We start from the raw sequence: 26,285 nt of genomic DNA on the forward strand, positions 1-26,285 counted from the left end.
TATTTTTGTAGCCGTTGTCACCGCGTGACCCTGCCGGCCCGGAGCGCCGGCTCGAGGATCACCGCTCGTTGCGTGAGGTTCGGGGAGGGAGCCGATTGGTCACCGGTGCCGCCGATGTTCCCCCGACAGACTATGAAGCCGCTGTGCCCGCACTTCCCGAGTATGTACGCAAGATCGACGCTGCCGAAATCCTCGTCCGCGGATGGCGATCGGACACGCCACGGTCCCATGTGGTGACGGTGCGGTGGCCGCGCGCGCACGCCTTCTACACGCTGCACGGGAAGGCGATCAGCCCGCTGCTGTTCACGGAGAGCATCCGTCAGGCCCTCGCCGTCCTGTCCCACACGGTGCACCGGATACCGCTGGACCACCGGCTCGGGTGGGAGTACGTCCGTTCCAGCGTGGTCACGCCGGTGTTCACCAGCGGTCCCGTCCCGACCACCGTGGACATGCGGATCGTCCACACCGCCGTGCAGCGCCGCCGGCTCGGCTCCGTCCGGGTCGCCGCACGGATCGACGCGACCTGCGGCGAGACGTATGTGGGCTGCGCCGAGATCGGTTACATCACGCATCCGCCGGCCATCTACCGCCGGCTGCGCGGCCGTTACGCCGATGCGAAGGCGGCCTTCGAACGGGCCCTGCCGCCGGCTCCGGCCGCCCGGCCGCGCCACGTCGGGCGGGTCCGGGTGCGGGACGTGGTGCTCTCCCCCACCGTGCAGCCCGGCAGTTGGCGGCTGCGCGTCGACACCACGAACCAGGTCCTCTTCGACCATCCGCACGATCATGTGCCCGGCATGGTGATGTTGGAGGCCGCCGCCCAGGCCGCGCAGGCCGAGGCGCTGCCCCGGCGGGTGCTGCCGGTCTCCTTCGATGCCGTGTTCAGCCGCTACGTGGAGCTGGACCAGCCGTGCTGGATCGCCATCGCGCCCGCCGCCGATGATCTGCTGGGCCGTCCCCGCCTCAGGGCCGACACGATCCAGGACGACCAGGTGGTCGCGTCCGTCCTGGTGGCCACCGAACCGTTGGAAGGCGGCCGGGCCACCGGCTGAGTCCGCTTGCCGGACCACGGCTCGAGCCCCGCGCCGAGCCGTCGGTCAGGCCTCGCGTCTTGACAAGGACACGCAATCCGCAGAGTCTTTGAGAGCGCTCTCTCGCCCCGCCGGCCGGGTTCCGGTTGGGGCTGCCCCCCACGATTCACGCAGGTGGGACCAGGCACCGCCGCCCGTCGGCGGCCGCGCAGCCTGGCTCTGCCGCGCCCTTTTTCACGCCCCCCACAGCCAGGGAGGAACGATGTCCCCCACCGCAACCCCTCCGCTCCGCCGCCGCCGATCCACCTATCTGGTCGGCGCCATCGCCCTGTTGCTCGCCGCCTCGGGCGCCGTCGTGAACAACGCGGCGTACGGCGCCGGGACGGCCGCCCCGGCCCTCGCCGCCGGTGAGGCCCCGCCGGACTCCTGGTGGGGCGACACGGGCAGCATTCCGGCCGCGCAGAACGTCCTCACGGTCAAGGTGCTCAACAAGACCAACGGCCAGTACCCGGACGACCAGGTGTACTGGACGTTCAACAACGAGACCCACTCGATCGCCGAGCAGCCCTACATCGACATGCCCGCCAACTCGGCCGGACGGATGTACTTCCACCTCGGCTCGCCGGACAGCAAGTACGCGGACTTCATCGAGTTCACCGTCGGCCCCGACGTCTTCAACGGCAACACCACCCGGGTGGACGCCTTCGCGCTCAAGCTCGCGATGCGGCTGCACGCGCACGACGGCTACGACGTGCAGGTGGGCGAGGACTACGAGACGTTCCAGGAGTCCCGGGACGCCACCTGGCAGAAGTTCGCCGATGCGATGCCCACCGAGTTCAAGTCGCTCACCGAGGTCGAGAAGCCCTACCGCATCCTGGCGCCCGGCAGCGTGCCGGACTTCCGCCCGGGCGGCCAGTACGAGAACTACATGAGCAGCTACGCGAGCCAGCACGGCATCAACGCCACGACGCAGGAGATCTTCGGCTGCTCGGGGCCGCTGGCCGCCGACCCGGGCCACTGCGCCGCCGCCAACCGGCACGTGGCCGAGCTGCCGGAGGACCAGTGGTCGACGCCGGCGAACTACTACAAGAGCGCCCCGGCCAACTACTACGCCAAGTTCTGGCACGACCACTCCATCAACAACCTGGCCTACGGCTTCCCGTACGACGACTACGCGGGCCAGTCCTCGTTCGTCTCGCACGGTGACCCGCAGTGGCTGGAGGTCGCCGTCGGCTGGTGACACCCGGCGGGCGGGCGCACCCCGGTCGCCCGCCCGCGTCGCCCGCCGCCGTCAGCCGGGGACCATCAGCTCGACGGACTCCCCCGGCTCGACGACCAGGGAGCGGTCGGGCAGTTCGATGTCGATGGGCAGCTGCGTCGACGGGTCCGAGTCCGGTACGGCCAGGTTCAGCCACCCGGGCCGCACGCTCACCCGCACCCCGCCGTGGCCCTGGTAGTACACCGAGAAGCTGTACTCGGCCAGCTCGGGCATCGGTACCGGGTCGAGGCAGAGCGCGCCGCGGCGGGTGGCCAGTCCGGTGAGGCCACGCTGCACCAGGTCCAGGGTGCCCGCCATGGCGCCCAGGTGGATGCCTTCGCCGGTGGTGCCGCCCTGGAGGTCGGCGATGTCGCCCTCGACGGCCTCCTGGAAGAACGTCCACGCCTCGGCGCGCCGTACCCGGGCCAGCACCCAGGCGTGCACCAGGCCGCTGAGCGTGGAGCCGTGGCTGGTGCGCCGCAGGTAGTAGTCGACGGTGCGCTGCCACAGGGCGTCGTCGAGGCGGTAGCCGAGCCGGTCGAAGACGCCCGCCAGCTCGGCCGGCGAGAAGAGGTAGCCGAGCATCAGCACATCGGCCTGTTTGCACGCCTGGTAGCGGTTGACCGTGTCCCCTTCGGCCTCCAGGATCCGGTCCAGCCGGCGGATGTTCCCGTACGCCTTGGCGTAGCCGTCCCAGTCGAGTTCCTTCAGCTCGCCGTATCCCTCGAACTGGCTGATGACGCCGGCGTGGAAGGGCACGTTCAGGGTGCGCGAGAGCTCGTCCCAGTGCGCCAGTTCGGTGTCGTCGAACCCGGTGCGCTCGGCGAGTTCGCGCCGTTTGGGCTCCGAGAGCGCGCCGAGCAGGTCCAGGGTGCGGGCGAGCACCCAGGAGGCCATGACGTTCGTGTACGCGTTGTCGTCCAGGCCGGGTTCCGCAGCGCCGGGGTACCCGTCGTGGTACTCGTCGGGACCGACGACGCCACGGATCCGGTACCGGCCAAGGCCCTTGTCGTAACCGGCCGAGCCGGCCCAGAACCGTGCGATGTGCACCAGCATCTCGGCGCCCTTGGTGTGCAGGAACCCGACGTCGCCGCTGGCCTCGCCGTACTGCCAGACGTTGTAGGCGATCGCCGAGCCGACGTGCCGCTGACGGCGCGAATGGTCCGGCAGCCAGCGTCCGGAGCGCGGATTGAGGTGCAGCTCCTGCGTCTCCTCGCGGCCGTCGCTGCCGCTCTGCCACGGATACATGGCACCCGTCAGGCCGGTGTCCCGGGCCGTGTTGCGGGCCCGCTCCAGGCGCCGGTGGCGGTAGCCGAGCAGCGCTCTGGAGACCTCGGGGAAGTGCAGGTTCAGATACGGCAGGACGAACAGCTCGTCCCAGAAGATGTGCCCGCGGTACGCCTCGCCGTGCAGCCCGCGGGCCGGTACCCCCACGTCGAGGTCGGCGGTGTGCGGGGAGAGCGTCTGGAGCAGGTGGAACTGGTGCAGTCGCAGGATGCGGCCCGCCTCGCCCGACACGTTCAGCTCGGCGCGGCGCCACAGTTGCTCCCAGGCCGTGTGCTGGGTGTGCAGCAGCTCGTCGAGGTCGGGAGCGCGGGCGGCGCGGTCCACGGCCGCGTCCAGCGGGTCGCTGATCGCCGGGTCGTTCGAGGTGTGCAGCGCCACCACCTTGTCGACGGTGACCGTGCGGCCCTCCTCGATGTCCAGCCACCACACCTGCACCGCACGGGCCGCCTCGTGCGGCGTGTCCGGTTCGGCGGCCGTTCCCCCGCGGACCGTGGTGCGTGCCGCCATCCCGATGCGCAGTGCGGACGTGGTGGTGCGGCAGCTCAGCCAGATCCGTTCCGGGGTGCTGGTGCCCGCGCGGACCGTGGTCAGGTGGCTGCCGTTCAGATCGCGGTAGCGCGGCACGCCGGCGTTGGTGACGGTGCCGTCCAGGGCCGACTCGATCTCGATGCGGCCGGCGAAGTTCTCCGGCTCCACCTCGGTGCGCAGCGCCGCGAGGTACGGGTCGGCCATGTGCACCAGCCGGGTCTGCCGTACCGTCAGCCGCCGGCCGCGCTCGTCCTCGTAGCGCACCCGGCGCTCCAGGACACCGAGGTCGAGACGGAGCCGCTGGCTGTGGTCGCGCAGTGCGGGGGTGTCCGGGGTGAGCCAGGGCGCGGGGGCGCGGCGGCGCGGGCCGCTGGTGTCGGGTCCCTCGTGGCTGTCGACGATGCGCAGCCGCAGCGGGAGCCAGTTGGGCAGGTTCACCATGTCCTCGTTCTCGACCTGGTGTCCGTCGACCGTCGACGTCAGCCGGTTGTACCCGCCGGCCGCGTACGTGCCGGGGTAGTGCACGTCGTCGGCGACGCACTCGGGGGCGGCGCCGCGGGTGGCGAAGTGGCCGTTGCCGAGGGTGCACAGCGACTCCCGCAGCCGCTCGTCCGCGGGTTCGTAGCCCTCGTACTCCCAGGTCCAGGCCGTCACGCGGGGGCTCCTTCGGTGAGCAGCTCGGCGAGGTCGTCCACCACCGTGTCGGCGCCGTGTTCCCGCAGCCGCTCACCGGCGTCCGGGGTGGCCGTGCGGTTCACCCCGATGACGGGTGCGAAGCCGCCGCTGCGCCCCGCGGCCACCCCCGCGAGGGCGTCCTCGACGACGGCGGTGCTCCGCGGTGGGTGACCGAGCCGGTCGGCGGCGGTCAGGAACAGGGCCGGGTCAGGCTTGCCGGGCAGCCCGAGCCGGGCCGCTTCGGCGCCGTCCACCAGCACGTCGAACAGCGGCTCGACCGCGGCGCCGACCAGCAGCTCGCGGGCGTGCCGGGACGCGGAGACGGCGGCGAGCGCGACCTCGTCGGCACGCAGCGCGTGCAGCAGCCGCACCGTGCCCGGATAGGCGACGATGCCGCCCTCGTGCAGCCGGGCCACGAAGATCTCGTCCTTGTCCGCCGCGACGGCCTGCACGGTCGCCGGGGACAGCCGAAGGCCCCGCGACACGAGGAAGGCCTCGGCGCCGTCGAGCCGGGACCTGCCGTCCACGTACCGCAGGTAGTCGTCCTGCTCGTCGAAGGGCCTGCGCTGGCGCGGGTCGCCGGGCGGATGGGCGTCGAGGAAGGCGTCGAAGGCCCGCTTCCAGGCGGCGGCGTGCACGCGCGCCGAGTCGAGGATCACCCCGTCGGTGTCGAAGACGACGGCGGGGACGCCGGTGAGGGGTGCGCGGATCGCCGTCATGCGTCGCTCTCCTCCCTCCCGCAGTCACGGTGCCGGGCCCGCGGTGTCCGGGCGCGCGACCCGAGGCGGGTACCCCTCATCCGCGATGCGGCACCACCGCCACCGGGCAGTCGGCGTAGTGCAGCATCGTGTGCGCCACCCGGCCGATCTGCGCGCCGAGGTGCCGGCGGTGCCGCCGTGCGCCGGTCACCAGCAGGTCCGCCCGCTGCGAGCGGGCCAGCAGCACCTCGTGGGCGGGGCCCTCGACGACGGCGCGCACCACGTCGGTCTGCGGGAAGGCGCGTTCCGCGGGGCGCAGGACGTCGTCGAGCAGCTGGGCGGCGCGTTGCTCGTGGCGCCTGACGCGGTCCTCCGGCCAGCGCAACCGGCCGGCCGTCTGGGAGGCCGGGCACCGCCAGGCGCGCAGCGCGAGCAGTTCGCTGTGGCGCATGGTGGCCTCCCGGAAGGCGAACAGCACGGCGCCCGCACCGCTGGCGGCCTCACCGGCCGCGAGCAGCACCCGCCGGTGGACGTCGCCACGGTTGCGGGCGCTACCGCGCACCACGATCACCGGGCAGGGCGCGCGCACCGCCATGGCCAGCGCGACGCTGCCGAGCAGCAGGCCGGGCACGGCGCCGCAGCCGCGCTCACCGACGACCAGCGCGGTGGCGTTGCGTGCCTCCCTGAGCAGGGCGTCCTCGGTCTCCTCGCAGACCACCTCGGTGAGGACCTTGACGTCCGGGTTGCGTAGGGCGGCCCGCTCCGCGGCGCATTCCACGATGTCCTGCGCGCGGGGGCACGCCTCGGGGCGGGTGGCGGCTTGGGGCCGCCCCGGGGCGCCGGACACCTCCGGCTGGCCGAACTCCGCGCCGGCGGCGCCCGTCTCCCAGGTCTCGGGTACGGCCGCCTCCCCGATCTGCCGTCCCCCGGTGTCCCCTCCGCTCGCCTGCCAAGCCTCGGACTCGGCCGGAGACCGTGCGGGTGATGTGGGGATGTTGCCTGATGAGGGGGTGTTGCCCGGCTGCTCGTAACGCTGCCACAGGGAGGCGTGCACCAGGCGCAACGGGAGTCCGTAGCGGGCCGCCTCCTCCGTGGCCCAGTCGACGGCCCGGAGGCCGAACTCCGATCCGTCGACGCCCACGACCAGCGGCAATTCCATGATCGGCACTCCTCTCCGGGCCTGCGGAGGGTCCGTCATCCGCCATCCATCGTCGCATCCCCGCTGGTCACCGCCAGCAGGGCCCATCCGCCCCGGTCCCGGGACGTTCGGCCCAGCGACCGGGCAGGACGGCGGGGGCAGGCTCGTAGCGAACCCCACTCGTGCCGGGGCCGGCCGGACACGAGGGGACGGCTCGGGCCGGAGTAGCCGCGCCCCGGCAGAGCACACCTGCCGGGGGCGTGCGACCCGGGAGGGTGGAGGTGCCGGGCGCGACGCGGCAGCCGATGCTTCCGGGTCGTGCCCGGCGGCGGCCGACCGGCCGGCCGGGTGCAAGGAAGGCAGGGCGCGCCATGACCGTCGCGACAACCATCACCATCCACGCCCTGGGCATGGAGCATCGCGCACGTCTCATGCAGCTGGCGCGTGACGTGTCGTTCGCCGAAGGGGTGCGGATCTTCGAGGAGGGCCAGCACGCGGACCGTTTCTGGGTGGTGCGCACCGGCACCGTCTCGCTGGACATCCCGGTGCCGGGGCGCCGCTCCGCGGTCGTCGAGACGATCGGGCACAACGAGCTGATCGGCTGGTCCTGGCTGTTCGAGCCGTTCCTGTGGCAGCTGGGCGCCGAAGCCATGTCGCCGGTACGGGCGCACGAGTTCGACGCGGCGGCCGTCCGTGACCTGTGCCGTTCCGATCCCGCGCTGGACGCGGCCGTCTCGCACTGGGTCGGGCGGGTGCTCGCGCACCGGTTGCAGGCGGCCCGTAACCGGCTGCTGGACCTCTACGCCCCGTACGGCAGCGGGACGTGGGCGTGACGTGAACGGGGCGTGAGTGCCGGAGGGGGCGCTTGCGCGGCTTTGCCTCGCCGCTTGCCTTGCGGGGGTCGGTTCGGCGTGCGGGGGGGGCGACGTCAACCCATCCGGTGCCCCCAGCGGGGTTCCACGGCCTCCCACTCCTTGTCCCAGCGCGCCGCGCGATGCCGGTCGATGCCGAGCCGGACGCCGCGGCCGGTGACGTAGGTCAGGCCGGAGAAGACCACCGTGGCCGAGCCGCCCAGCAGGACCGACTGGAGCGTCACCTGCGCTTGGCTGGGCGGCGCGGCGGTCAGCCGCCCGTGCTGGTCCGTCCAGACCTTGACCTGGTAGCCCGCGTGGTGGCCGGGCTCGACGAAGGTGCGGCCCGTGTGGCGGTCGCCGTCCGGTCCCGTCCACTCGACGGTGGCCCGCACCCGCTGCCCGTCCTGGCCGGCCAGGGCCGCGTTCCACGGCGCGTCCTCGGTGAGCACGGCCGTCGCATGGTGCCGCTCGGTGCGCTGCCGGGACAGGGTGTCCTCGGTGGCCCCGGCCGCGAGGGCGCCGGCGAACACACCGCCGACGGCGACCACGATCCAGACGATCAGGATGACCCAGGCCTCGATGATGTCCTCGCGCCGCCGCAACGGGTTGCGGCGCCAACGCCACAACCCCGGGTGCGCCGGCTGCTCCGGTCGCCGACCGCCGTGGTTCGGTCCCGGTGGTGGACCGGGGCCTGGGGGCCTGCCCGTGCGCATGAGGACGAACACCTCCTTACGTCCACCTTCTGAACATGCCATCCGGGCGCGGGGTACGGGCAGGGGCCGACCAGGTGCGTCGGTGGGGCCCGGCGGGCTCTCGTCCAGGGCCGGCCGGCCCATGCGGAACCCGGCCACGCGGCGCACCCTGAAGCCGTGAGGCATGGCCCACGCGTCACCCACCGCTTCGGCACCCTTTCGAAAGAGGCATCCTCATGAAAGCTCTCGTCTTCCAGGGCCCCGGCGCATGCGCCTGGGAGGACGTTGCGGACCCCGACGTCCAGGACGCTTCTGACGCGGTCGTACGGATCGATGCCGTGACGATCTGCGGGACCGACCTGCACATCCTCAAGGGCGATGTGCCGGAGGTGCAGCCCGGCACGGTGCTCGGACACGAGGCGGTCGGCGAGGTGGTCGAGGTCGGCGCGGAGGTCCGTGCGTTCCGGCCCGGCGATCGGGTCCTGGTCTCCTGCATCTCCTCGTGCGGCCGCTGCCGCTACTGTCGCACCGGCCTGTACGGGCAGTGCCGTGGGGGCGGCGGATGGATGCTGGGCCATCTGATCGACGGCACCCAGGCCGAGTACGTACGGGTGCCGTTCGCCGACCTGTCGCTGCACCCGGTGCCCGGCGCCGTGGACAGCGAGCAGGCCGTCCTGCTGGCCGACATCTTCCCCACCGCCTACGAGGTCGGCGTGGAGAACGGCCGGGTGCGGCCGTCGGACACGGTCGTCGTCGTGGGGGCGGGGCCGGTGGGGCTCGCCGCCGTGGCCACCGCCCAGCTGTACTCACCCGAACGGATCATCGCCGTCGATCGTGCGCCGGCCCGGCTCGACGCGGCCAAGCGGCTCGGCGCCGACGCCGTGGTCGCCGCGGACGAGGGTCCCGAACAGCTGGTGGCCGACCTCACCGACGGTCTCGGCGCGGATGTGGTGATCGAGGCGGTGGGGCTGCCGGAGACCTTCGAGATGTGCCTGCGGATGGTGCGGCCCGGCGGGCACGTGGCCAACGTCGGCGTGCACGGCGCGCCCGCCATGCTGCACCTGGAGGACCTCTGGAGCAGGAACGTGACGGTCAGCACCGGCCTCGTCGACACCCACTCCACTCCCACACTGCTGCGGATGCTGGCCGCTGGCCGGCTGCCCGCGGCGTCGTCGCTGGTCACCCACACCTTCCCGCTGGACGCCATGGAGGAGGCCTACGACGTCTTCGCGCGGCCGGCGATCACCGGGGCGCTGAAGGTGGTACTCGGCGGCGAGCACCACGACGCCCTGGTGCCGGCGCCCTGACCGCCCGGTGCGGTGCCGCCCGGCACGGTGCCGGTCGGTGCGGTGCCGGTCGGTGCGGTGCCGGTCGGTGCGGACCGGGACCCCCAGGGCCGTTCCCCGCGGACGACGGGTCCGATGGGCCCTTGGCGGGTGCGCCCGCCGGGCGGAGCGTGGACGGCGTGGACGCCGCACCCGCGCGCCGCACCGGTGCCCTAAGGATGAGTTCTTCGATGTACGCCAGCGACGGCTTTCGTGAACTGGGCCGGCAGGAATCCCTGCGACTGCTGACCAAGGCGGTCGTCGGCCGGGTCGTACACACCCGGCACGCCCTGCCCGCCGTCCTGCCGGTGCCCTTCTGCCTCGACCCCGACTCGGCGGTGGTGCTGCGCACCTCGCCCCGCTCGGACCTGGTGCGTGCGCTCGACGGAGTCGTGGTGGCCTTCGAGGTCGACGAGATGGACGCAGGCGCCCGGCGCGGCTGGAGCGTCGTGGTCACCGGCCGGGCCGCGGTGGTGACGAGCCCCGCCGAACACGCCCGGCTGGCCCGCACCGGCCCCCTGTCGTGGACCGGCCCCCCGGGTGACGCGGACGACGTCTTCGTACGCATCGAGGCGGAGCTGGTCACCGGCCAGGAACTGATGTCCGGGCAGGAGGCGGGCGTACCGTCCTGAGCCGCTGGAAGGGCGTCCACGCCGGAAGACATCTCACGAAAACGGGCATCTCGGGTGAGATGCGTCGGGTCACGGGTACGCGGCAGGCGGTGCACCCCGTGCCGTCGGCATGCCCGGAGAGGAGCCGGAACGAAGGGGTGCGTCCGATCGCAGACGAGCGCGACAGGAGCACCCCATGGCGGAAGGCGAACGGCCCCGCCCCGGCCGCCCGATCACCGTCTTCGTACTGGACGACCACGAGGTGGTACGGCGTGGCGTGCACGACCTGCTGACCGGTGAGCCGGACATCACCGTGGTCGGCGAGGCGGCCACCGCCTCCCAGGCCCTGGTGCGGGTGCCCGCGCTGCGTCCGCAGGTGGCGGTGCTCGACGTGCGCCTGCCGGACGGCGACGGTGTCGGCGTCTGCCGTGAGCTGCGCTCCCGGATGCCGGAGCTCGCCTGCCTGATGCTGACGTCGTTCGACGACGAAGAGGCCCTGTTCGACTCGATCATGGCCGGCGCTTCCGGGTTCGTACTCAAGCAGATCCGCGGCTCGGACCTGGTCGCCGCGGTGCGCACGGTGGCCGCCGGGCAGTCGCTGCTGGACCCCAGCGCGACCGGGCGGCTGATGGCGCGGCTGCGGGGCGAGCAGGCGCACGAGGCGGAGCCGGACGCGCTGCCCGGGCTGACCGAACGCGAGCGGGAGATCCTGGTCCTGATCGGCGAGGGCCTCACCAACCGGCAGATCGGGCGACGGCTCTACCTGGCCGAGAAGACCGTGAAGAACCACATATCACGCCTTCTGGCGAAGCTCGGCGTGGAGCGCCGCATCCAGGCCGCCGTCCTCGCCACCCAGGAACGGGACCGGCTGACCCACGACGCGCACCCGCCCGCGCATCGGGACCACGGACACGACCACGGACACGACCACGGGGTCGACCCCGACCTCGATCGTGACGCCACACACGGCGGCAGGGACGACGACGGGCGGGTCTGACGCGCCCCGCCCCCTCACTCCCCGCCGGATGCCGGCATGTCGTCAACGAGGATTCGGCGGCCGGTGAGCCGCACCGGCGTGACCGCCACCCAGAGGTTCCTCTCGTCACCCGCCCAGGGGGTCGTGTAGGCCTCGTCCTGGAGCCTGCGGATGGCCGCGGCGTCGGTGACGGCCCGCGCCGGACCGACGGCCAGCACGCTCCAGCCCTGGCTGAGCGCATCGTCGATGTGGTCGATCTCGAAGGCGACGTCATGGCCGGCCGCCTGGGCCGGCTGCGCTTCAGGGGAGGTCCGGAAGGCCAGGTCACCGTCGACCACGACATAGTTGACCGGCAGGATCGCGGGCCCGCTCGCGGTGGTCACGGCGACCCGTCCGACTCCGTGGGTGCCCAGCAGGCTCCGGCACTCCTCGGGGCTGAGGTCCACCAGGCGGGCGCGGCGGGCGGCCTGGCCGAGACCCGGTGGCAGGTCGACGTTGCTGCCGGTCAGCTCGTCGACGGTGGTCTCCAGCGCATCCGCAAGGCGCAACAGGAAGCCCATGCCGGGGGAGGCCGCGTGCTCCTCCACGTATTGCAGGTATCCGGGCGCCGAGCCGGACCGCGCGGCGACGTCCTCACGACTGAGACCGAGCTGCTCACGGCGCGTGGCGACACGTCGCCCCATGTCGCCCCGTATGTGTCCGGTCCCGGCGGCGACGGTTTCCGTCGACCGTTCTTCCGGCATGGCACTCCCGTCCTTCACTGACGACGTCGCGGTGGGCATTGCACCCCCCGTGCGCCACCCCCAAGCCCATGCTCGCACCCTCTCTTCTATTTACCCCCTCTTATCCGGTTTGTTCCCCGGTTGCCCCGGATCTCTTCCATGGAGGCGAGCCGGCACCGCACGCACAGCGTGTGCCCGAAAAAGCACAGGATGTCACAGGGCGCGCGCCACGGAAGCCGAGGCGGCGCGCCGAGAACGGTTCGGCGGCGCTGCTCAGCCCGCCCGACACCGCTGGGGCATCGGGGCTAGGTCATCTCGTCGACGCGCTCGGGCAGGGTCGGGTCGAACCACGTGGGTGCGTCGGCCAGGGCCTGCTTGATCCTGGTCAGGCCCGTCTCGTGGAGCTGGGGCATGGCGTCCAACGGGAACCAGCCGACCTCGACCGACTCGTCGTCGTTGACACGGGCCTCGCCTCCCACGGCGCGGCAGCGGATCGTGATGTCCATGAACTGGCACACGTCGCCGTTGTCGTACGTGACGGGTTCCAGCGCCTGGACCAGGACCAGGCGCTCGGGGACGCAGTGCACCCCGGTCTCCTCGTACACCTCGCGCACCGCGCACGCCGCCGGCTGCTCCCCGGGGTCCGGGATGCCACCGATCACCGACCACTTGCGGTTGTCGCTGCGGCGGCCGAGCAGCACCCGACCGGCGTCGTCGAAGACGATGGCGGTGACGCCGGGCAGCCACAGCAGCTGGTGGCCCGCGGTGGCGCGGACGGCGCGGATGAAGTCAGGAGTTGCCATGGACCGACCCTAATGGTCGCTCCGCGTTCCCCCAGGCCCAACGGGGCCGCGCGCCGTTGCGGCAGCTACTGTCCGCCGCCCGCGCTCGCGGGCGCGTCTTCCGCATCCCCCGTGGCCGTCCGCGGTTCCCGCTCGGCGTCCTCGGCCGCTCCGGTGGCGCGCCGGGTGCGCAGTGCACCCGTCGCCGCCCAGCCGAGTCCGCCCGCGGCGACCAGCAGCAGGGCGATCTCCGGCCAGATGCCCAGGCGGGTGGCGGGGGTCTGGGAGGAACGCAGCGGCACCTTCTCGACGAGCGAGGCGGGGGTGAACATCCCGGTCCTGCTGACGATCCGGCCATCCGGCTCGATCACCGCGCTCACGCCACTGGTCACCGGGACGGTGACGGTGCGGCTGTGCTCGACCGCCCGGATCCGGCTCATCGCGAGCTGCTGGTAGGTCATCTCGCTGCGGTCGAACGTGGCGTTGTTGCTCGGCACGGAGATCAGCTGCGCACCGGCCTGGACCGTGCTGCGCACCGTCCAGTCGAAGGCGGCCTCGTAGCAGGTGACGAGCCCGACCCGGGCGCCCGCCATGGTGAAGACACCGGGTTCGGTACCGCGCGAGAAGTCCTGCGGCACCATGCTGACGTAGCCCTCGCCGAAGGCTCCGATGACGTTGCGCAGCGGGATGTACTCGCCGAACGGCTGGATCTGCCGCTTGTCGTAGGTGCTGGTCGGGCCCTTGCGCGGGTCCCAGAGGACCTGCTCGTTGTAGAGCCGGCCGTCCGGCTTCTGGACCACCGCGCCCACCGACAGCGGGGCGCCGATCGCCTTGACCGCCTCGTCGATCTCGGTCCGGGCGTCCGGGTTGGTGAACGGGTCGATGTCGGAGGAGTTCTCCGGCCAGAGCACCAGGTCGGGCCGCGCCACCCGGCCGGCCTTGACCTCGGCGGCCAGGCGCAGCGTCTCGCGCAGGTGGTAGTCGAGCACGGCACGGCGCTGGGCGTTGAAGCCGAGGCCGGCCCGGGGCACGTTGCCCTGGATCACCGCGACCGTCGCGGTGCCGTCCTCGGGCGCGTCGCTGACGAGCGGCCGGGCCGCGCCGGCAGCGGCCAGCGGCACGGCGACGGCGAGCAGCGCGACCACCGCCGCGGGGCGGCGCAGCACCCGCCGCCGGCGGACGGCGACGGCCTGCCGGACGATCTCGCAGAGCCCGAACCCGCACAGCACCACCGCGAACCCGAGCACCGGGGTGCCACCGAGCGCGGCCAGCGGCAGGAACACGCCGTCCGCCTGCCCGAAGGCGACCTTGCCCCAGGGGAAGCCGCCGAACGGCGCGCGCGCACGTGCCGCCTCCCCCGCGATCCACAACGCCGCCGCCCACAGCGGCCAGGCGGGCAGCCGGGAGGTGACCGCGACACCCGCACCCACCAGCGCCGGGAAGCACGCCTCGGCGGCGACCAGCGTGAGCCAGGGCCCTGGACCGACCTCGACGCCCGTCCACACCAGCAGCGGCAGCAGGAATCCCAGGCCGAAGAGGTAGCCGAGGCCGGCCCCGGCCTTCCAGCCACGCCCGTGCAGGATCCAACCGAAGACGGCGAAGGCCGGCAGCGCCAGCCACCACAGGGTGCGTGGCGGAAAACTGACGTACAGCAGCACTCCGGAGCCCGCGGCGACGACTGCCGGGGCCAGGCCCCTGACCAGGCGGGCACGCCGTGAAGGCGGCGCGGCGGGCGCGGGGGGCTGCTCCGTGCGGTCCAGGGAGGCTGCTGTGGCGGTCACCTGGGGAGTGTACGGTGCGCCCGCCACCGATCCGTGCGGTGGTGAGGCGCCGTACGACCGGGCACCCTCGGATCGGCCCTTCGATCGGCGCTCGGCCGCCCGGATCCGCCCCCGAGGTATCAGCCCATCCATCACCCGACGGGCCCTATACCTCCATTCCCCGTCGTTTTTGCATAGTTCCCTACCTTCTTCTGCACAAACGGAGGGTTGGGCGACTACGGTGTGTCCACGTTCCCGACGCGGGGCGCCGTGCTCGGCGCGCGCTCGGGGCCCGTCAGATTCGGGGGGCGACGGGTGGCATCTTCCAGAAGTGTGCCGGTGTCCGCCGGCTCGGCAGCGGACCGCGGCGGCAGCGCGGCGGACGCCGTGGGTGTGATCGTGCTCGGCGCCTGTGCGGCCTGGTCGCTGGTGACCGCTGCGGTGACCGGTGGGCGTCCGGAAGGAAGCCTGCTCGCGGTGCTCGCGGTGGCCGCGGGGTACGCGGGCGGACGCGTCTCGGGGGCGCTGCTGCCCGTCGCCGCGCCCGCTCTCGGTGCGCTGGCGGGGACCGCCCTGGCGGTGGCCGCACCGTATCCCGCGCCGCTGGCGGACGGCTCGCCGTTGCCCGATGACACCGCGGGTTCGGCGGCCGTGCTCGCGCTGTCCGCCGGAGCGGCCTGCTGTGCGGCACGGGCGGCCGAGCGGCCGGCGACCCGCTCGGTGCTGTGGCTGCTGGCCGGGGCGGTCGTGGTGACGGCGGCGCTGCTCGGTTCGCCCGCGGGTGCCGCGGCGGCTCTCGTGGTGGTGGTGTGCGCGCCCGTTGCGGGCCGCCTCGGCAGGGCGCGCGGGCTCGTGGGCCTGGGTGCCGCCGCCGCCCTCACCGCGGTCGGCACCTGGGCACTGGCCGTGCGAGCCGTGCCGGGCGGACCGGGCAGCGCCATGGGCGACACTCTCGTCACGCACCGCGTCCGCCTGTGGCACGACGCGCTCGGCCTCGCCGTGGACCACTGGGTACTGGGTGCCGGCCCCGGTCGCTTCGGCGAGCTCAGTCCGACCCTCGCCGGGGCACTGATGGGGGACGGCAGCGCACGTTCGGCGCTGTTTCAGCAGGCTGCCGAGCAGGGCGTCGTCGGGGTGGCGCTGCTGGGCGCCGGATACTGCTGGCTGCTGCACGCCCTGTGGCGCTCCCCGCGGCCCACTGCGGTGGTCCTGACCGCGGGCGCCGCGCTGACGGTCCTGGCGGCGCTCGCCATCACCGGCGACGCCCTGAGCCACACGACGGTGACCGCCGGCGCCGGCCTGCTCGCGGGCCTCGCCACGGCGCACCCGCTCGCGGACGAAGCGGCGCCGGAGAACGAGTGACGTCCGCCGCCCCTCAGAGCGACCCGCGTGCGGTGGCCGGCCGCAGCCTGGCCCGGATGACCCGCACCGCCGCCTCCGCGTTGTCGACCGTGACGGTGAAGCGGTGCCCGTCGCCGAGTACCAGCACCATGCCCTCGCCGCGCCGCACCACCACCGCGGTGCCCTTGCCGGGCCGCCACCGGTACCCCCAGCCGCCCCACTGCCGGGGCGTGACGCGGGGCGCGAAGACGGCGTCGACGACCTGGCTGAGGAGGATGCGCCGGCGCGGCACGCCGATGTGCCCGCAGCGCACCTCGAGGCAGTCCTGGTCGACCTTGACCGCGACGTGCACGAACGCGAGCGTGCCGTAGAGCATCAGCAGCCCGGCGGCGATACAGCCGACGACCGACATGACCAGGGCGGGCAGGACCGACGTCCAGTTGGCGTCCACCGCGAGCTTGATGCCGAGCGCCAGGCAGGCAGCGCCGGCGGTCGCCAGCAGCCACTGGACACGGTTCGTCGCCCGTCCCGTCCAGACCGCGGGCAGGACGTCGCCGGAGCCACGGTGCCCGCGGTGGTGATGCCTCATGTCCCTGAGACTACCCGCGTTCGCCGCAGGGGCCAGTGGATCGGACACGGGCCCGGAACGGGGCGGGCCACGGGGGTGCGGTCAGCGCACCGGGCTGACCGCGGCGGCCAGCTGCCTGCCCTCCGAGTACGCCAGCGCCTCGGCGGGCAGGGCCGCCTCACGGCCGTTGAGCAGCACGGTGAGGCCGCCCACCGCGGGAGTGGCCGGCGTGGCGCCGCCCACCGCTTCCGAGCGGCCGGGCTGCGCTGCGATCCGGCGCAGCGCCTGGGCGGCCACGGCTCCCGCGGAGGCGTGCAGCACGAGCGGCGGGCGACCGTCGGGGCGCACGGCGGCACGGATGCGCTCCGCCACCAGTTCGTAGTGGGTGCAGCCGAGCACCACGGCCCGGACGCCCGCCGGGGTGCGCGCGGCGGCCGCGGCCACGGCCGCGTCGATGGCGGCCTCGTCGGCGTGCTCCACCGCGTCGGCGAGCCCCGGGCAGGGCACCTCGGTGACATCGGCACCGGCCGCGAAGTCGGCGATGAGGCCGCGCTGGTAGGCACTGCCCGTGGTGGCCGGGGTGGCCCAGATCGCCACGGGCCCCCCGCCCGCAGCGGCCGGCTTGATCGCCGGCACCGTGCCGACCACGGGCAACCGCGGCTCGTAGGCGGCACGCAGGGCGGGCAGGGCGTGCACGGAGGCGGTGTTGCAGGCCACGATCAGGGCATCGGGGTCGTGGGCCGCGGCGGCCCGCGCGGCGGCCATCGCCCGGTCCGTCAGGTCCTGGGGGGTGCGCGGCCCCCACGGCATGCCCAGCGGATCGCAGGAGAGCACGAGATCGGCGTCCGGCCGCAGTCGGCGCACCGCGGCCGCGGCGGCGAGCAGCCCGACTCCGGAGTCAACAAGCGCGATCTTCATCCGGCCACTTTAGACGATACGCAGCTCAGGCCCCGGCTCGGCCCGGCCCGCAGGCGGCCACGGCGCACCGCGCGGCACCCCCGCACCGGCACCGTCGCGGGGCACCGCGCCACCTCGGCGGGCCGGGCTCCCGTGCGCCCCTTCCGTGGGGCAGACTGCCGCGCGTGACCGCCATGACAGCGACCTCCCTCGTCTCCCTCGCCGCCTGGCTGTGGCTGCTCCTGGGCCAGGGGTTCTTCTGGCGCACCGACGTGCGCCTGCCGCCGCACGGTGACGCCCCGGACGACTGGCCGCCGGTGTGCGTCGTGGTGCCGGCCCGGGACGAGGCGGAGGTGCTGTCGCTGAGCCTGCCGTCCCTGCTGGCACAGGACTATCCGGGGCGTGCCGAGGTGTTCCTCGTCGACGACGGCAGTTCGGACGGCACCGGGGAGCTGGCGACGTCACTGGCCGCGCTGCACGGCGGGCTGCCGCTCACGGTGTCCTCGCCGGGTGAGCCGCCGGACGGCTGGACCGGCAAGCTCTGGGCGGTGCGGCACGGCATCGCCCTGGCCCGCGCGCGTGCCCCGCGGTACCTGCTGCTCACCGACGCGGACATCGCCCACCGTCCGGACAGCCTGCGCGAGCTGGTGGCCGCCGCCGAGGCGGGCGGCCTCGACCTGGTGTCGCTGATGGCGCGGCTGCGCGTGGACACCCGGTGGGAGCGGCTGGTCGTGCCCGCGTTCGTCTACTTCTTCGCGCAGCTGTATCCGTTCCGTTGGATCGGCCGAGTGCCGCGTCCCTCCGGACGGTCTCTCAGGTCGCGCACCGCGGCGGCGGCCGGCGGGTGCGTGCTGCTGAGCGCCGCGGCCGCCGAACGCGCCCGGGTGCCGGATGCGATCCGGCAGGCCGTGATCGACGACGTGTCCCTCGCGAAAGCCGTCAAGCGCACCGGCGGCCGCATCTGGCTGGGCCTGGCGGACGGAGTCGACAGCGTGCGCCCCTATCCGCGGCTGCACGACCTCTGGCGCATGGTGTCGCGCAGCGCCTACGCGCAACTGCGGCACAACGCGCTGCTGCTGGCCGGCACCGTGGCGGGCCTCGCGCTGGTCTATCTGGTCCCGCCCGTGGGGTTGTTCGCGGGCCTCTTCCTGGGCGACACGGGAACGGTGACGGCGGCGGGCCTGGCGTGGCTGGTGATGGTGGGGACGTATCTGCCGATGGTGCGCTACTACCGCCAGCCCCTGCCGCTCACGCTCCTGCTGCCGTTCACCGCCCTGCTCTACCTGCTGATGACGGTGGACTCGGCGGTACAGCACTACCGGGGCCGCGGGGCCGCCTGGAAGGGCCGCACCTACGCCCGGCCGCAGCGGGTGCAGACGCAGGAACCGCCGGACTCCGCCCCGGGGACGGCTCCCGATACCCGGTGACGGCCTGCCGGTGCGCTTGCCCGCACGCCCGCGATGCCGCTTCGGACCGGCGAAATCCGGCCGCGGCGGCATGGGTGAACCGGCGGCGTTCCGGAGCCCGGTGGGCCGAGGCCACGGCGCCCGCCGGCCTCTCCTCATCGGCGTCACGGCCCGCCCTGGCCCGGCTCGTTTCCACACCCCGTACCGCCCCAGACCTGCCGTGACGGCCGTGAACGCGGACATCCGACGTCGGAACGGATCTTTCGCCTACGGTCGACGGGAGGGCCCGGACGGCACCTCCCCGGACTCCGAGACCCGAACACGGATCCAATTCGAGACCCGTGACAGGTAACGCGACCGACGCATTCGAGCCGTTAGTCTTTGGCATGTCCGCAGCCGTGGTACAGGGGCCGGCGTCGATCGTTTCGGAAGCGCTTCCACTTTCCCGGTGAGCCCAATCAATTATCTCTGCTTCACCCCGCGGCGCGGCGCTCGAGCGCCGCCAGGGAGCGTCCGCCCGACCGACGGGTAACCCTGCGTAAGCTTGGTCTTTACCACTTCCACACGAGGCCCTGCGACCGTTTTTCCCACGTTCGCTCGCATTGGGGATCCGCAGTTTGCACGAAGATGAAAAAACATCTCTCTTATCGGTCTCCCCAACCGGCACATCGTGGGCTTAACTTATGACGCATGACCTCCCCCCGCTCCACATATGGCGGCGGTTACTACTCCGCGCCGTCCTTCCCGGACACCCCGATCTACGACTCTCTGGTCGCCGAGCGGGGCACGCCGCAGATCGCCCCGATCCGCGTGCCGTCGCCGTATGAGAGCAGCAGCCACCTGCCCGCGTACGAGAGCAGCAGTCACCTGCCGGCTCTTCCGCCGGCCCTGCCCGCCCTGCCCTCCGGGCCCTCGGCAGCTGCTCCCCACCCTGGTCACTACGGCTACCCGGCGCCGCAGCCCGCGCAGTTGCAGCCGGCACCGGCGCCGTACCCCCAGCCGCAGGCGGCGCCGCCGCGCGGCTACCCGAACGGCAACGGCTACGGCTACCCCCAGCCACAGCGCCCCGCCCCCGCCCCTGCCCCCACCGGCACGGGCTACGAGGCGATGCGTCCGGCCGCGCCCGTGCGCCCGGCTCCGCCGCGCCCCATGACGCCGCGCCCGGCTCCCGCACCGGCCCCGACCGGCTACGAGGACCCGTACAACAACAGGCAGTACCGCGGTTACTGACCGGCGGCGGACGCGGACCGCACGCGGGGTCGACTGGCGGGACGGCTCTGAGCGCCGTCCCGCGTTTGTCATGCGGTAGGGCGGCGACGCTCTCGTCCGCCTGCTTCCGCCTGCTTCCGCCTGCCCGAGCCCGCCCGGACGCACGGCTCCCGCGAGGCGGTCGGGAGCCATGAGGCCGCACGGAGGCCGGCCTCGGATGTGGATCGACGCTGCCGGACGGACGCTGCCGTGCGCCGTGTGCCGCACGCCTCCGTCCCGGGCAGCGTGACCACCCGTCAGCGCGCCCCGGAGTAGGCCGGGGAAGCTGCGCGCGCCTCAACGCGCCGTCGCCGGTTCGGGGATCGGCCGGACTTCAGGCAGAATCTGGTAATGGGACCACCGGCATCCTGCGGGTGTCGGGGCTCCCTCATGGTCCTGAACAGCCCGGCGTCGGCCTTGACCAGCCACGCCGGAGCGCCGCATGGGTGCGGCGTGGGTGGGAACCCGCCCGGCGGGCACGGCCGTTTCCATGCGTGCGGCAGCCGGGAGATCCGACTGACGGCCGGAAAAGAGAAGTGACGTCGCTTACTCTTCGCGCCCTGCGCGCGTGGGCCGTGCTGATCAAGGCTATGACGGACACGGAAGGGGGTGCAGGGCTGTGCGAGCGATCGCCGGACTCTGGCGCTGGCGGCACAACCCGCTGCGCCGGAAGACCGATCTTCTCGAAGCCTGGGTGTCGTTGGCGACCGCTGTGCTGATCGCCGTCGCGGCACCGGTAGCGGGCGTGCTGACGGGGACGCTGAGTGAGAACGCTCTGCTCAGGACGGTTCACCAGCAACAACAGGAGCGTCACGAGGTCACGGCCACGGTCATGCGCACCATACGGCAGTCGCCACCCGACCCCGACCCGGAGACGGTTCCCGCGCGGGACGCCCGCAGCCAGGTGATCGCCGGCTGGCGGGCCCCGGACGGCACCCGGCACCACGGCACGGTCACCACCGTCCTGCAGACCCCGCACCGCGGCGAGAAGTTCACCATCTGGACCGATGTGCACGGCACCGTCGTCGCCCGCCCGCTCGACCGGATCTCCGCCATGACGCACGCGATCCTGGCGGGGATCGGTGCCTCGGCGGTGCTGGCGGTGTCCCTCGACGGCGTTCGGCGGCTGGTCATGTGGCGTATCGTGCGCCGCAGGTACGCACGCTGGGACCGGGCGTGGGAGAAGACCGGTCCCGACTGGGGCAGGACCGGCGCCGACAGCTGAAAGCCCACGCCATCGGTCAACTCCCCCACCCGGCACGCGCTACGGTGGACCGGCCGGTTCACCGGCACACTTCCGGCACACCTCGCAGGCCGCCGATCACTTCAGGTGGGGGTCGAAACACCGCATGGCACAGGGCACGGTCCAGGTGACGCACACCGGCGCATCCCGGTGGCGGCGCCGCACGGGCGAGTACGCCTCCCTCTCCGCCGCTCTCGAGGCCGCGGTCGACGGTGATGTGCTCACCGTCGCTCCGGGCACCTACCGAGAGAACCTCCTGGTGGAGCGGGCCGTCACGGTGCGCGGTCCCGAGGGCGCCCCCGGCTCGGTGCGCATCGCGCCCGCCGACGGCGTGCCGTTGACCGTGCGCGCCTCCGCCACGGTGCAGTACATCCAAGTGGAGGGCCAGGACGCGGCCGCCCCCGCGCTGCTCGTCGAAGAGGGCACCCCCGACCTGACCGCCGTACGGGTCGTGACGCGCTCCGCCAGCGGTATCGAGGTACGCGGCGGCGCCCGGCCCACCGTGCGCCGGTGCACGGTGGACAACCCGGCCGGGATCGGCATCGCGGTGGTCGACGAGGCCGGCGGGCTCTTCGAGGAGTGCGAGGTCGTCGCCGCCGGCCAGGCGGGCGTGGCGGCCCGTTCGGGCGCCCACCCCCGGCTGGAGCGCTGCCGGGTGCACCATGCCTCCGGGGCCGGCCTGTCGGCGACCGGCGAGCACACCGGCCTGGAGGCGGTGGGCTGCGAGGTGTACGAGATCAAGGGCAGCGGCGTGCAGGTGACCGAGCGGGCCGGCATGCACCTCACCGACTGCGACGTGCACCGCACCACGGCGGACGGCGTCACCCTCGACACCGACGCGGTGCTCACCCTCGCCGACTGCCGCATCCACGACGTTCCCGAGAACGCGGTCGACCTGCGCTCCCGCTCGGTGCTCACGCTGACCCGCTCCACGGTGCGCCGCTTCGGCCGCAACGGCCTGTCGGTCTGGGACCCGGGCACCCGCGTGGACGCCAACCAGTGCGAGATCCACGACAGCACGGGCGACTACCCGGCGGTGTGGGTCAGCGACGGCGCCACGGCGGTACTGGACGCCTGCCGGGTGCACGACGTACCGGACGCACTGTTCGTACTCGACCGCGGTTCCCGTGTCGACGTCGTCGACAGCGACCTCACGCAGGTCCGCAACACCGCGGTCTCGGTGAGCGACGGCGCCACGGCACAGCTCGACGACTGCCGTATCCGCGACGCGGCCACCGGTGCCTGGTTCCGCGACCACGGCAGCGGCGGCACCCTGTCCGGCTGCACCATCGACGGCGCCCAGACCGGTGTGATCGTGACCAAGGGCGCCGATCCCACCATCGAGCGCTGCACCGTCACGGCGCCCGCCGAGGCCGGCTGCTACGTCTCCGCGGGCGGCCGCGGCAGCTTCCTCAACTGCCGGGTCACGGGCAGCGGCGGATACGGCTTCCACGTCATCGACGGTTGCCGCACCACCCTGCGCAGATGCCGCACCGAACGGTGCGCGCGCGGCGGCTACGAGTTCGCCGACGCGGGCACCGGTGCGGCGACGCAGGACGGCACGCGCGGACCGCTGGTGGAGAACTGCACCAGCGACGAGAGCGCCGGCGACAGCACCGCGATATCCGAGACGGCGGCGCAGCCGGTGGCGCCGCTCGCCGGGCTGCTCGCCGACCTGCCCACCCAGCGCATCGCCCAGCAGCAGACGCCGGCATCCGCTCCCGCCGGCACCCCGCCCACCATCCCGCCCGCGCCCGCGGAGCGCCCCACCCGCAGCCCCAAGGAAGTGCTCGGCGAACTCGACACGCTGGTCGGCCTGGACAGCGTGAAGCGGGAGGTGCGCGCCCTCACCGACATGATCGAGGTGGGGCGGCGCCGGCAACGCGCGGGCCTGAAGGCGGCCTCGGTCCGCCGCCATCTGGTCTTCACCGGCTCCCCCGGCACCGGCAAGACCACCGTCGCCCGGCTCTACGGCGAGATCCTCGCCTCCCTCGGCGTGCTGGAGATGGGACACCTGGTGGAGGTGTCCCGGGTCGACCTGGTCGGCGAGCACATCGGCTCCACGGCGATCCGCACGCAGGAGGCCTTCGAACGGGCCCGCGGCGGGGTGCTGTTCATCGACGAGGCGTACGCGCTCTCCCCGGAGGACTCCGGGCGGGACTTCGGCCGCGAGGCGATCGACACGCTGGTGAAGCTGATGGAGGACCACCGCGAGGCGGTCGTGGTGATCGTCGCCGGCTACACGGCCGAGATGCAGCGCTTCTTGTCGGTGAACCCGGGCGTGGCCTCCCGGTTCTCCCGGACCATCACCTTCGGTGACTACACGCCCGAGGAGCTGCTGCGGATCGTCGAGCAGCAGGCCGACGAGCAGGAGTACCGGCTGGCGTCCGGTACCGGTGAGACGCTGCTGAAGTACTTCACGGAGCTCCCCAAGGGGCCCGGCTTCGGCAACGGCCGCACCGCCCGGCAGACGTTCGAGGCCATGGTGGAGCGGCATGCCGGCCGGGTCGCGCAGCTGGCCGAGCCGAGCACGGACGACCTGACCCTGCTCTATCCGGAGGACCTGCCGGAACTGCCCTGAGCGGCTTCGGTCGGACCGTTCAGCCGCCGTCCTGCGACGGGCCGCCCGACGGCTCGGCGACCGCGACACCGCCGACGTCGGCGACAGGGCCGTCGTCCCCCGCGTGGGCGTCGGGGCGCTGTGCCGGGAGCGCGGGCCGCAGCCGGTCCAGCAACTGCCCGCGTTCCACCACGAAGGCGGGGTCGGCCTGGTACTCCGAGTGCCCCAGGATCGGCGCGGGCAGCGGGTGCAGTCCGGTGCGACCGTAGCCGAGCGGGTCTTTGAAGGGGGGCGCGTCGACCTCGGGCCGGGGCGGTCCGGGCAGCAGTACCGGGCCGCCGATGGGGTCGGTGGCACGGTGCAGATTGCGCCAGCAGACCACCTCGCGGTGCAGGCTGCTGAGCGCGTCGGGGCCGAAGTGGGCCGGGAACCAGCGCCCGTAGAGCCGCTCCAAGGGCGATCCGTAGGTCAGCAGTGCCACCCGGCCGCGCAGGGCGGGCCGCAGCTGCCAGGCAGCCGAGGCGGCGAGCACGCTGCCCTGGGAGTGTCCGGAGATCACCAGCCGTCCGCCGGTGTCCTGCGTCCACGTGGCGATCCGCCAGGTGAGGTCGGGCACCGCGCGCTCGGCGTAGCAGGGCGGCGCGAAGGGATGTGCCGCGCGCGGCCAGAAGGTGCCGACGTCCCACAGGATGCCGATGGTGCGCCGGGCGGAGACGTCCTTGTAGGCGCGCCGGCCCCAGGTGACGAACAGTATGAAACCGAAGCCGATCAGCCAGGAGCCGAGCGCCTGCGACACCTGTGCTGCCCCGTCCACCAGCGGGTGCATGGTCCTGGCCGCCTCGGACGGCACCTTGCCGGTGGCCCACGCGCCGGCCAGTGCGCCGGCACCCAGCAGCAGGGTCACCGCGGAGACGATGCCCACGGCGAGTGGTGCGCGGTCGGTGAGGGTGGCTCGTGCGCGGGTGGCTGCGATGCGGTGGGTGCGGGCCGGGTCCTCCGGCTCGTCGGCGTAGTCGGCGCGCACCCGTGCCAGGCCCCTGCGGGTGTCGAGCATGCTGCGCAACGCCAGCCAGCCGGCCAGTCCTGCGACCACCACGAGCAGCGGTGGCAGTACCGACGCCTGCCAGGTGAGCAGCACCGGAGGCCCCCAGATGGTGCCGCCGGCACCCGGCGTCCCGGCGCCGTCGACCCAGTCGGCGACGCGCTGGGCCACGCCACCGGTCATGACACCGCCGAGCGCGCAGGCCAACATCGCCACGGCGGGGCCGCCCAGACCGCGCAGCACGGCATGGGTGCCGGGTGGCGAGCCGCGGTGCATGGCATGGGCGACCACGGCGAGCGCGACGACCAGCAGGCCCTGCACCAGGGCGATACCGCCGAACGTGGCGTCGCCCGGCAGCCGCCCCGAGGAGTGCCAGTCGGGGCGTGACCACCCGGCGTACACCAGGGTCAGCACGAGCAGGCCGAGCGCGGCCAGTGGCAGCCCGCGCACCAGCGTCCGGTCGAGCGTGTGGTCGAGGCGGCGCTCGCTGCGGCCCCGGCGGCCGACGACCCAGACCACGAGCAGGGCGCCCGCGACGAGCAGCCCGTCCAGGACGCGGCCGAGGACGTCGAGCGTGCCGGGGCCGCCCGGGGCACGGTCGTACCGGGCGGCCGAGGTGCCGACCGCGGCGGCGACGGTGAGCAGCCCCGCGGCCGTGTGCGCGGCGCGCAACCGGGCCACGAGCCGGCGGCCGTACCAGAAACCGGGGCTGCCCAGCACGGTGGGCACATGTTCCTCGGTCTCCGACCGCTGCGGCAGCGGCGGGGCGGATTCGTAGGTGCTCCAGGTGCGGTGGGAGAGGTACCACAGCAGCGCGATGAGGGCGGCCGGCACGACCGCTGCGAGCGCGAGGCGGCGGCCCGGCTGGGTCCACCAGCCTCCGTGGAAGATGCCCGGCGAGAGGAAGTGCAGCCAGGTGTGGTCCTGTGCGCAGGCGCGGGTGCCGGCGCACTGCCAGGCCGCGAGGTCCAGGGCGACCTCGCAGGCGGCGGCGACCAGCACCACGGTGAGGGTGAGCCCGGTGAACCGCACCAGCAGTCCATAGGCCTGCACCGTCCGGCCGCGGCGGCGGACGCTGGGGCGCATCCAGTGGGCCAGGTTGATCACCATGAACGGCAGTAAAAGCAGCCACAGCGCCCGGGAACCGTTGCCCGAGGTGAGGTTGGACCAGACGTACGCTTCCGGGATCGGCGTGTCGCGGTCGCCGCCGGAGTCGCCGGGGCGCCGCTCGGCGTCGACGTCGTCCTCGCGGCGGAAGACCGCGGCGGTCTCGTCGCCGGTGACGCGGACGGTGCGCGGATCGCCCAGCATCTCCTCCGGCGTGGTTCCGCCGACGCCGTGCACCAGCAGTTCGAGGGCGGGTTCGGCCGCGCGCACGGACGGCTCGGCCGCGGGCCGCTCGGTGGCAGGTTCCACAGTGTGCGTTCCCCCCGTGTGCCGCGTGTGCGTGATGTGGGATCACCAGCATCGCGGACGGCGGTGCGCGGGCACACGTGTCCTCACGGAATCTCCTCCGGCTGGAGGACGGTACCCGGCCGTGCGGCGGGCACGCGGTGGGGTGGGGTGCGGGCGGGGTGCGTGGTGCGGGTCGGTGGACGGCGCGCGCCGAGGCTGCGGTGCGGCCACGATGGGCCGCGGTGGGCCGC

20 protein-coding genes and 1 pseudogene are annotated in these 26,285 nt (G+C 73.5%); 11 read left to right on the top strand and 10 right to left on the bottom strand.

All coding sequences use genetic code 11. From position 1 onward, the window contains the following. Positions 1-143: 143 nt before the first annotated feature. Together NQO67_RS05870 and NQO67_RS05875 are read left to right on the top strand one after the other, a co-directional pair. Positions 144-1,049 (top strand): ScbA/BarX family gamma-butyrolactone biosynthesis protein, encoded by a 906-nt coding sequence (locus NQO67_RS05870; protein ID WP_255947490.1) that lies wholly within the window; start codon positions 144-146, stop codon positions 1,047-1,049. 241 nt (positions 1,050-1,290) lie between these two features. After that, positions 1,291-2,268 carry a glycoside hydrolase family 64 protein gene (locus tag NQO67_RS05875; RefSeq protein ID WP_255947492.1) on the top strand — a complete coding sequence of 326 codons (978 nt, stop codon included), beginning with the start codon at positions 1,291-1,293 and terminating at the stop codon, positions 2,266-2,268. 51 nt (positions 2,269-2,319) lie between these two features. On the opposite strand, the gene NQO67_RS05880 is transcribed toward NQO67_RS05875, so the two are convergent. The 3 genes from NQO67_RS05880 to NQO67_RS05890 all read right to left on the bottom strand — a co-directional run bounded on the left by NQO67_RS05880 (position 2,320) and on the right by NQO67_RS05890 (position 6,633). Further along, positions 2,320-4,755 (bottom strand): glycoside hydrolase family 65 protein, encoded by a 2,436-nt coding sequence (locus NQO67_RS05880; RefSeq protein WP_255947493.1) that lies wholly within the window; start codon positions 4,753-4,755, stop codon positions 2,320-2,322. Then, the gene (locus NQO67_RS05885) at positions 4,752-5,495 is read right to left on the bottom strand and encodes an HAD family hydrolase (RefSeq protein ID WP_255947495.1); all 744 of its coding nucleotides are present in this window, start codon (positions 5,493-5,495) and stop codon (positions 4,752-4,754) included. Before NQO67_RS05885 ends, NQO67_RS05880 begins: the two co-directional genes overlap by 4 nt. A gap of 76 nt (positions 5,496-5,571) precedes the next feature. After that, positions 5,572-6,633, bottom strand: coding sequence for a universal stress protein (locus NQO67_RS05890; RefSeq protein WP_255947497.1), 1,062 nt, complete (start codon positions 6,631-6,633; stop codon positions 5,572-5,574). Positions 6,634-6,983: 350 nt separating this feature from the next. Between NQO67_RS05890 and NQO67_RS05895 the strand changes: the two genes are divergently transcribed. After that, a complete protein-coding gene (locus NQO67_RS05895; RefSeq protein ID WP_255947507.1) occupies positions 6,984-7,445 on the top strand; it encodes a Crp/Fnr family transcriptional regulator in 462 nt (153 codons plus the stop codon). Between the two features lie 95 nt (positions 7,446-7,540). On the opposite strand, the gene NQO67_RS05900 is transcribed toward NQO67_RS05895, so the two are convergent. Continuing rightward, positions 7,541-8,179 (bottom strand): Rv1733c family protein, encoded by a 639-nt coding sequence (locus NQO67_RS05900; RefSeq protein ID WP_255947509.1) that lies wholly within the window; start codon positions 8,177-8,179, stop codon positions 7,541-7,543. 215 nt (positions 8,180-8,394) lie between these two features. Here NQO67_RS05900 and NQO67_RS05905 point away from each other — a divergent pair, with 215 nt between their 5' ends. The 3 genes and pseudogenes from NQO67_RS05905 to NQO67_RS05915 all read left to right on the top strand — a co-directional run. Next, positions 8,395-9,465, top strand: coding sequence for an alcohol dehydrogenase catalytic domain-containing protein (locus NQO67_RS05905; RefSeq protein WP_255947515.1), 1,071 nt, complete (start codon positions 8,395-8,397; stop codon positions 9,463-9,465). A 209-nt stretch (positions 9,466-9,674) separates the two neighbouring features. After that, on the top strand, positions 9,675-10,115 hold the full coding sequence (locus NQO67_RS05910) for a pyridoxamine 5'-phosphate oxidase family protein (protein WP_255947516.1): 441 nt from the start codon (positions 9,675-9,677) through the stop codon (positions 10,113-10,115). A gap of 175 nt (positions 10,116-10,290) precedes the next feature. Beyond that, positions 10,291-10,974, top strand: a pseudogene (locus NQO67_RS05915) (response regulator); the annotation flags it as partial. 131 nt (positions 10,975-11,105) lie between these two features. Here the strand turns inward: NQO67_RS05915 and NQO67_RS05920 are convergent. The 3 genes from NQO67_RS05920 to lnt all read right to left on the bottom strand — a co-directional run bounded on the left by NQO67_RS05920 (position 11,106) and on the right by lnt (position 14,355). Continuing rightward, positions 11,106-11,813: a helix-turn-helix domain-containing protein gene (locus NQO67_RS05920; protein ID WP_255947518.1), complete on the bottom strand. Its 708-nt coding sequence runs from the start codon at positions 11,811-11,813 to the stop codon at positions 11,106-11,108. A 284-nt stretch (positions 11,814-12,097) separates the two neighbouring features. Next, the gene (locus tag NQO67_RS05925; protein ID WP_255947520.1) at positions 12,098-12,595 is read right to left on the bottom strand and encodes an NUDIX hydrolase; all 498 of its coding nucleotides are present in this window, start codon (positions 12,593-12,595) and stop codon (positions 12,098-12,100) included. 65 nt (positions 12,596-12,660) lie between these two features. Further along, complete coding sequence (gene lnt / locus NQO67_RS05930; protein ID WP_255947524.1) at positions 12,661-14,355, bottom strand: apolipoprotein N-acyltransferase; 1,695 nt, start codon at positions 14,353-14,355, stop codon at positions 12,661-12,663. 318 nt (positions 14,356-14,673) lie between these two features. Here lnt and NQO67_RS05935 point away from each other — a divergent pair, with 318 nt between their 5' ends. Then, positions 14,674-15,696 carry an O-antigen ligase family protein gene (locus tag NQO67_RS05935; protein WP_255947526.1) on the top strand — a complete coding sequence of 341 codons (1,023 nt, stop codon included), beginning with the start codon at positions 14,674-14,676 and terminating at the stop codon, positions 15,694-15,696. 13 nt (positions 15,697-15,709) lie between these two features. Here the strand turns inward: NQO67_RS05935 and NQO67_RS05940 are convergent, their stop codons facing one another. Both NQO67_RS05940 and NQO67_RS05945 read right to left on the bottom strand, forming a co-directional pair. Further along, entirely contained in the window at positions 15,710-16,264 is a 555-nt protein-coding gene (locus NQO67_RS05940; RefSeq protein ID WP_255947528.1) for a hypothetical protein, read from the bottom strand. An 81-nt stretch (positions 16,265-16,345) separates the two neighbouring features. After that, positions 16,346-17,161: a glutamate racemase gene (locus NQO67_RS05945; RefSeq protein WP_255947537.1), complete on the bottom strand. Its 816-nt coding sequence runs from the start codon at positions 17,159-17,161 to the stop codon at positions 16,346-16,348. A 173-nt stretch (positions 17,162-17,334) separates the two neighbouring features. On the opposite strand from NQO67_RS05945, the gene NQO67_RS05950 reads away from it, so the two are divergent. From NQO67_RS05950 to NQO67_RS05965, 4 genes are all read left to right on the top strand, one after another. Next, a complete protein-coding gene (locus tag NQO67_RS05950; RefSeq protein ID WP_305125490.1) occupies positions 17,335-18,567 on the top strand; it encodes a glycosyltransferase in 1,233 nt (410 codons plus the stop codon). A 669-nt stretch (positions 18,568-19,236) separates the two neighbouring features. Beyond that, a complete protein-coding gene (locus NQO67_RS05955) occupies positions 19,237-19,776 on the top strand; it encodes a DUF6643 family protein (protein WP_255947541.1) in 540 nt (179 codons plus the stop codon). Positions 19,777-20,413: 637 nt separating this feature from the next. Continuing rightward, the gene (locus NQO67_RS05960; protein ID WP_255947543.1) at positions 20,414-21,019 is read left to right on the top strand and encodes an Rv1733c family protein; all 606 of its coding nucleotides are present in this window, start codon (positions 20,414-20,416) and stop codon (positions 21,017-21,019) included. Positions 21,020-21,143: 124 nt separating this feature from the next. Continuing rightward, positions 21,144-23,618, top strand: a complete 2,475-nt coding sequence (locus NQO67_RS05965; protein WP_255947545.1) for a right-handed parallel beta-helix repeat-containing protein — start codon at positions 21,144-21,146, stop codon at positions 23,616-23,618. A 19-nt stretch (positions 23,619-23,637) separates the two neighbouring features. Here NQO67_RS05965 and NQO67_RS05970 read toward each other — a convergent pair whose 3' ends face one another. Further along, positions 23,638-26,055, bottom strand: coding sequence for a hypothetical protein (locus NQO67_RS05970; RefSeq protein WP_255947547.1), 2,418 nt, complete (start codon positions 26,053-26,055; stop codon positions 23,638-23,640). Between the last annotated feature and the right edge of the window lie 230 nt (positions 26,056-26,285).

The sequence above is a fragment of the Streptomyces odontomachi genome (genome assembly GCF_024435355.1).
GTDB classification, from domain to species: domain Bacteria; phylum Actinomycetota; class Actinomycetes; order Streptomycetales; family Streptomycetaceae; genus Streptomyces; species Streptomyces odontomachi.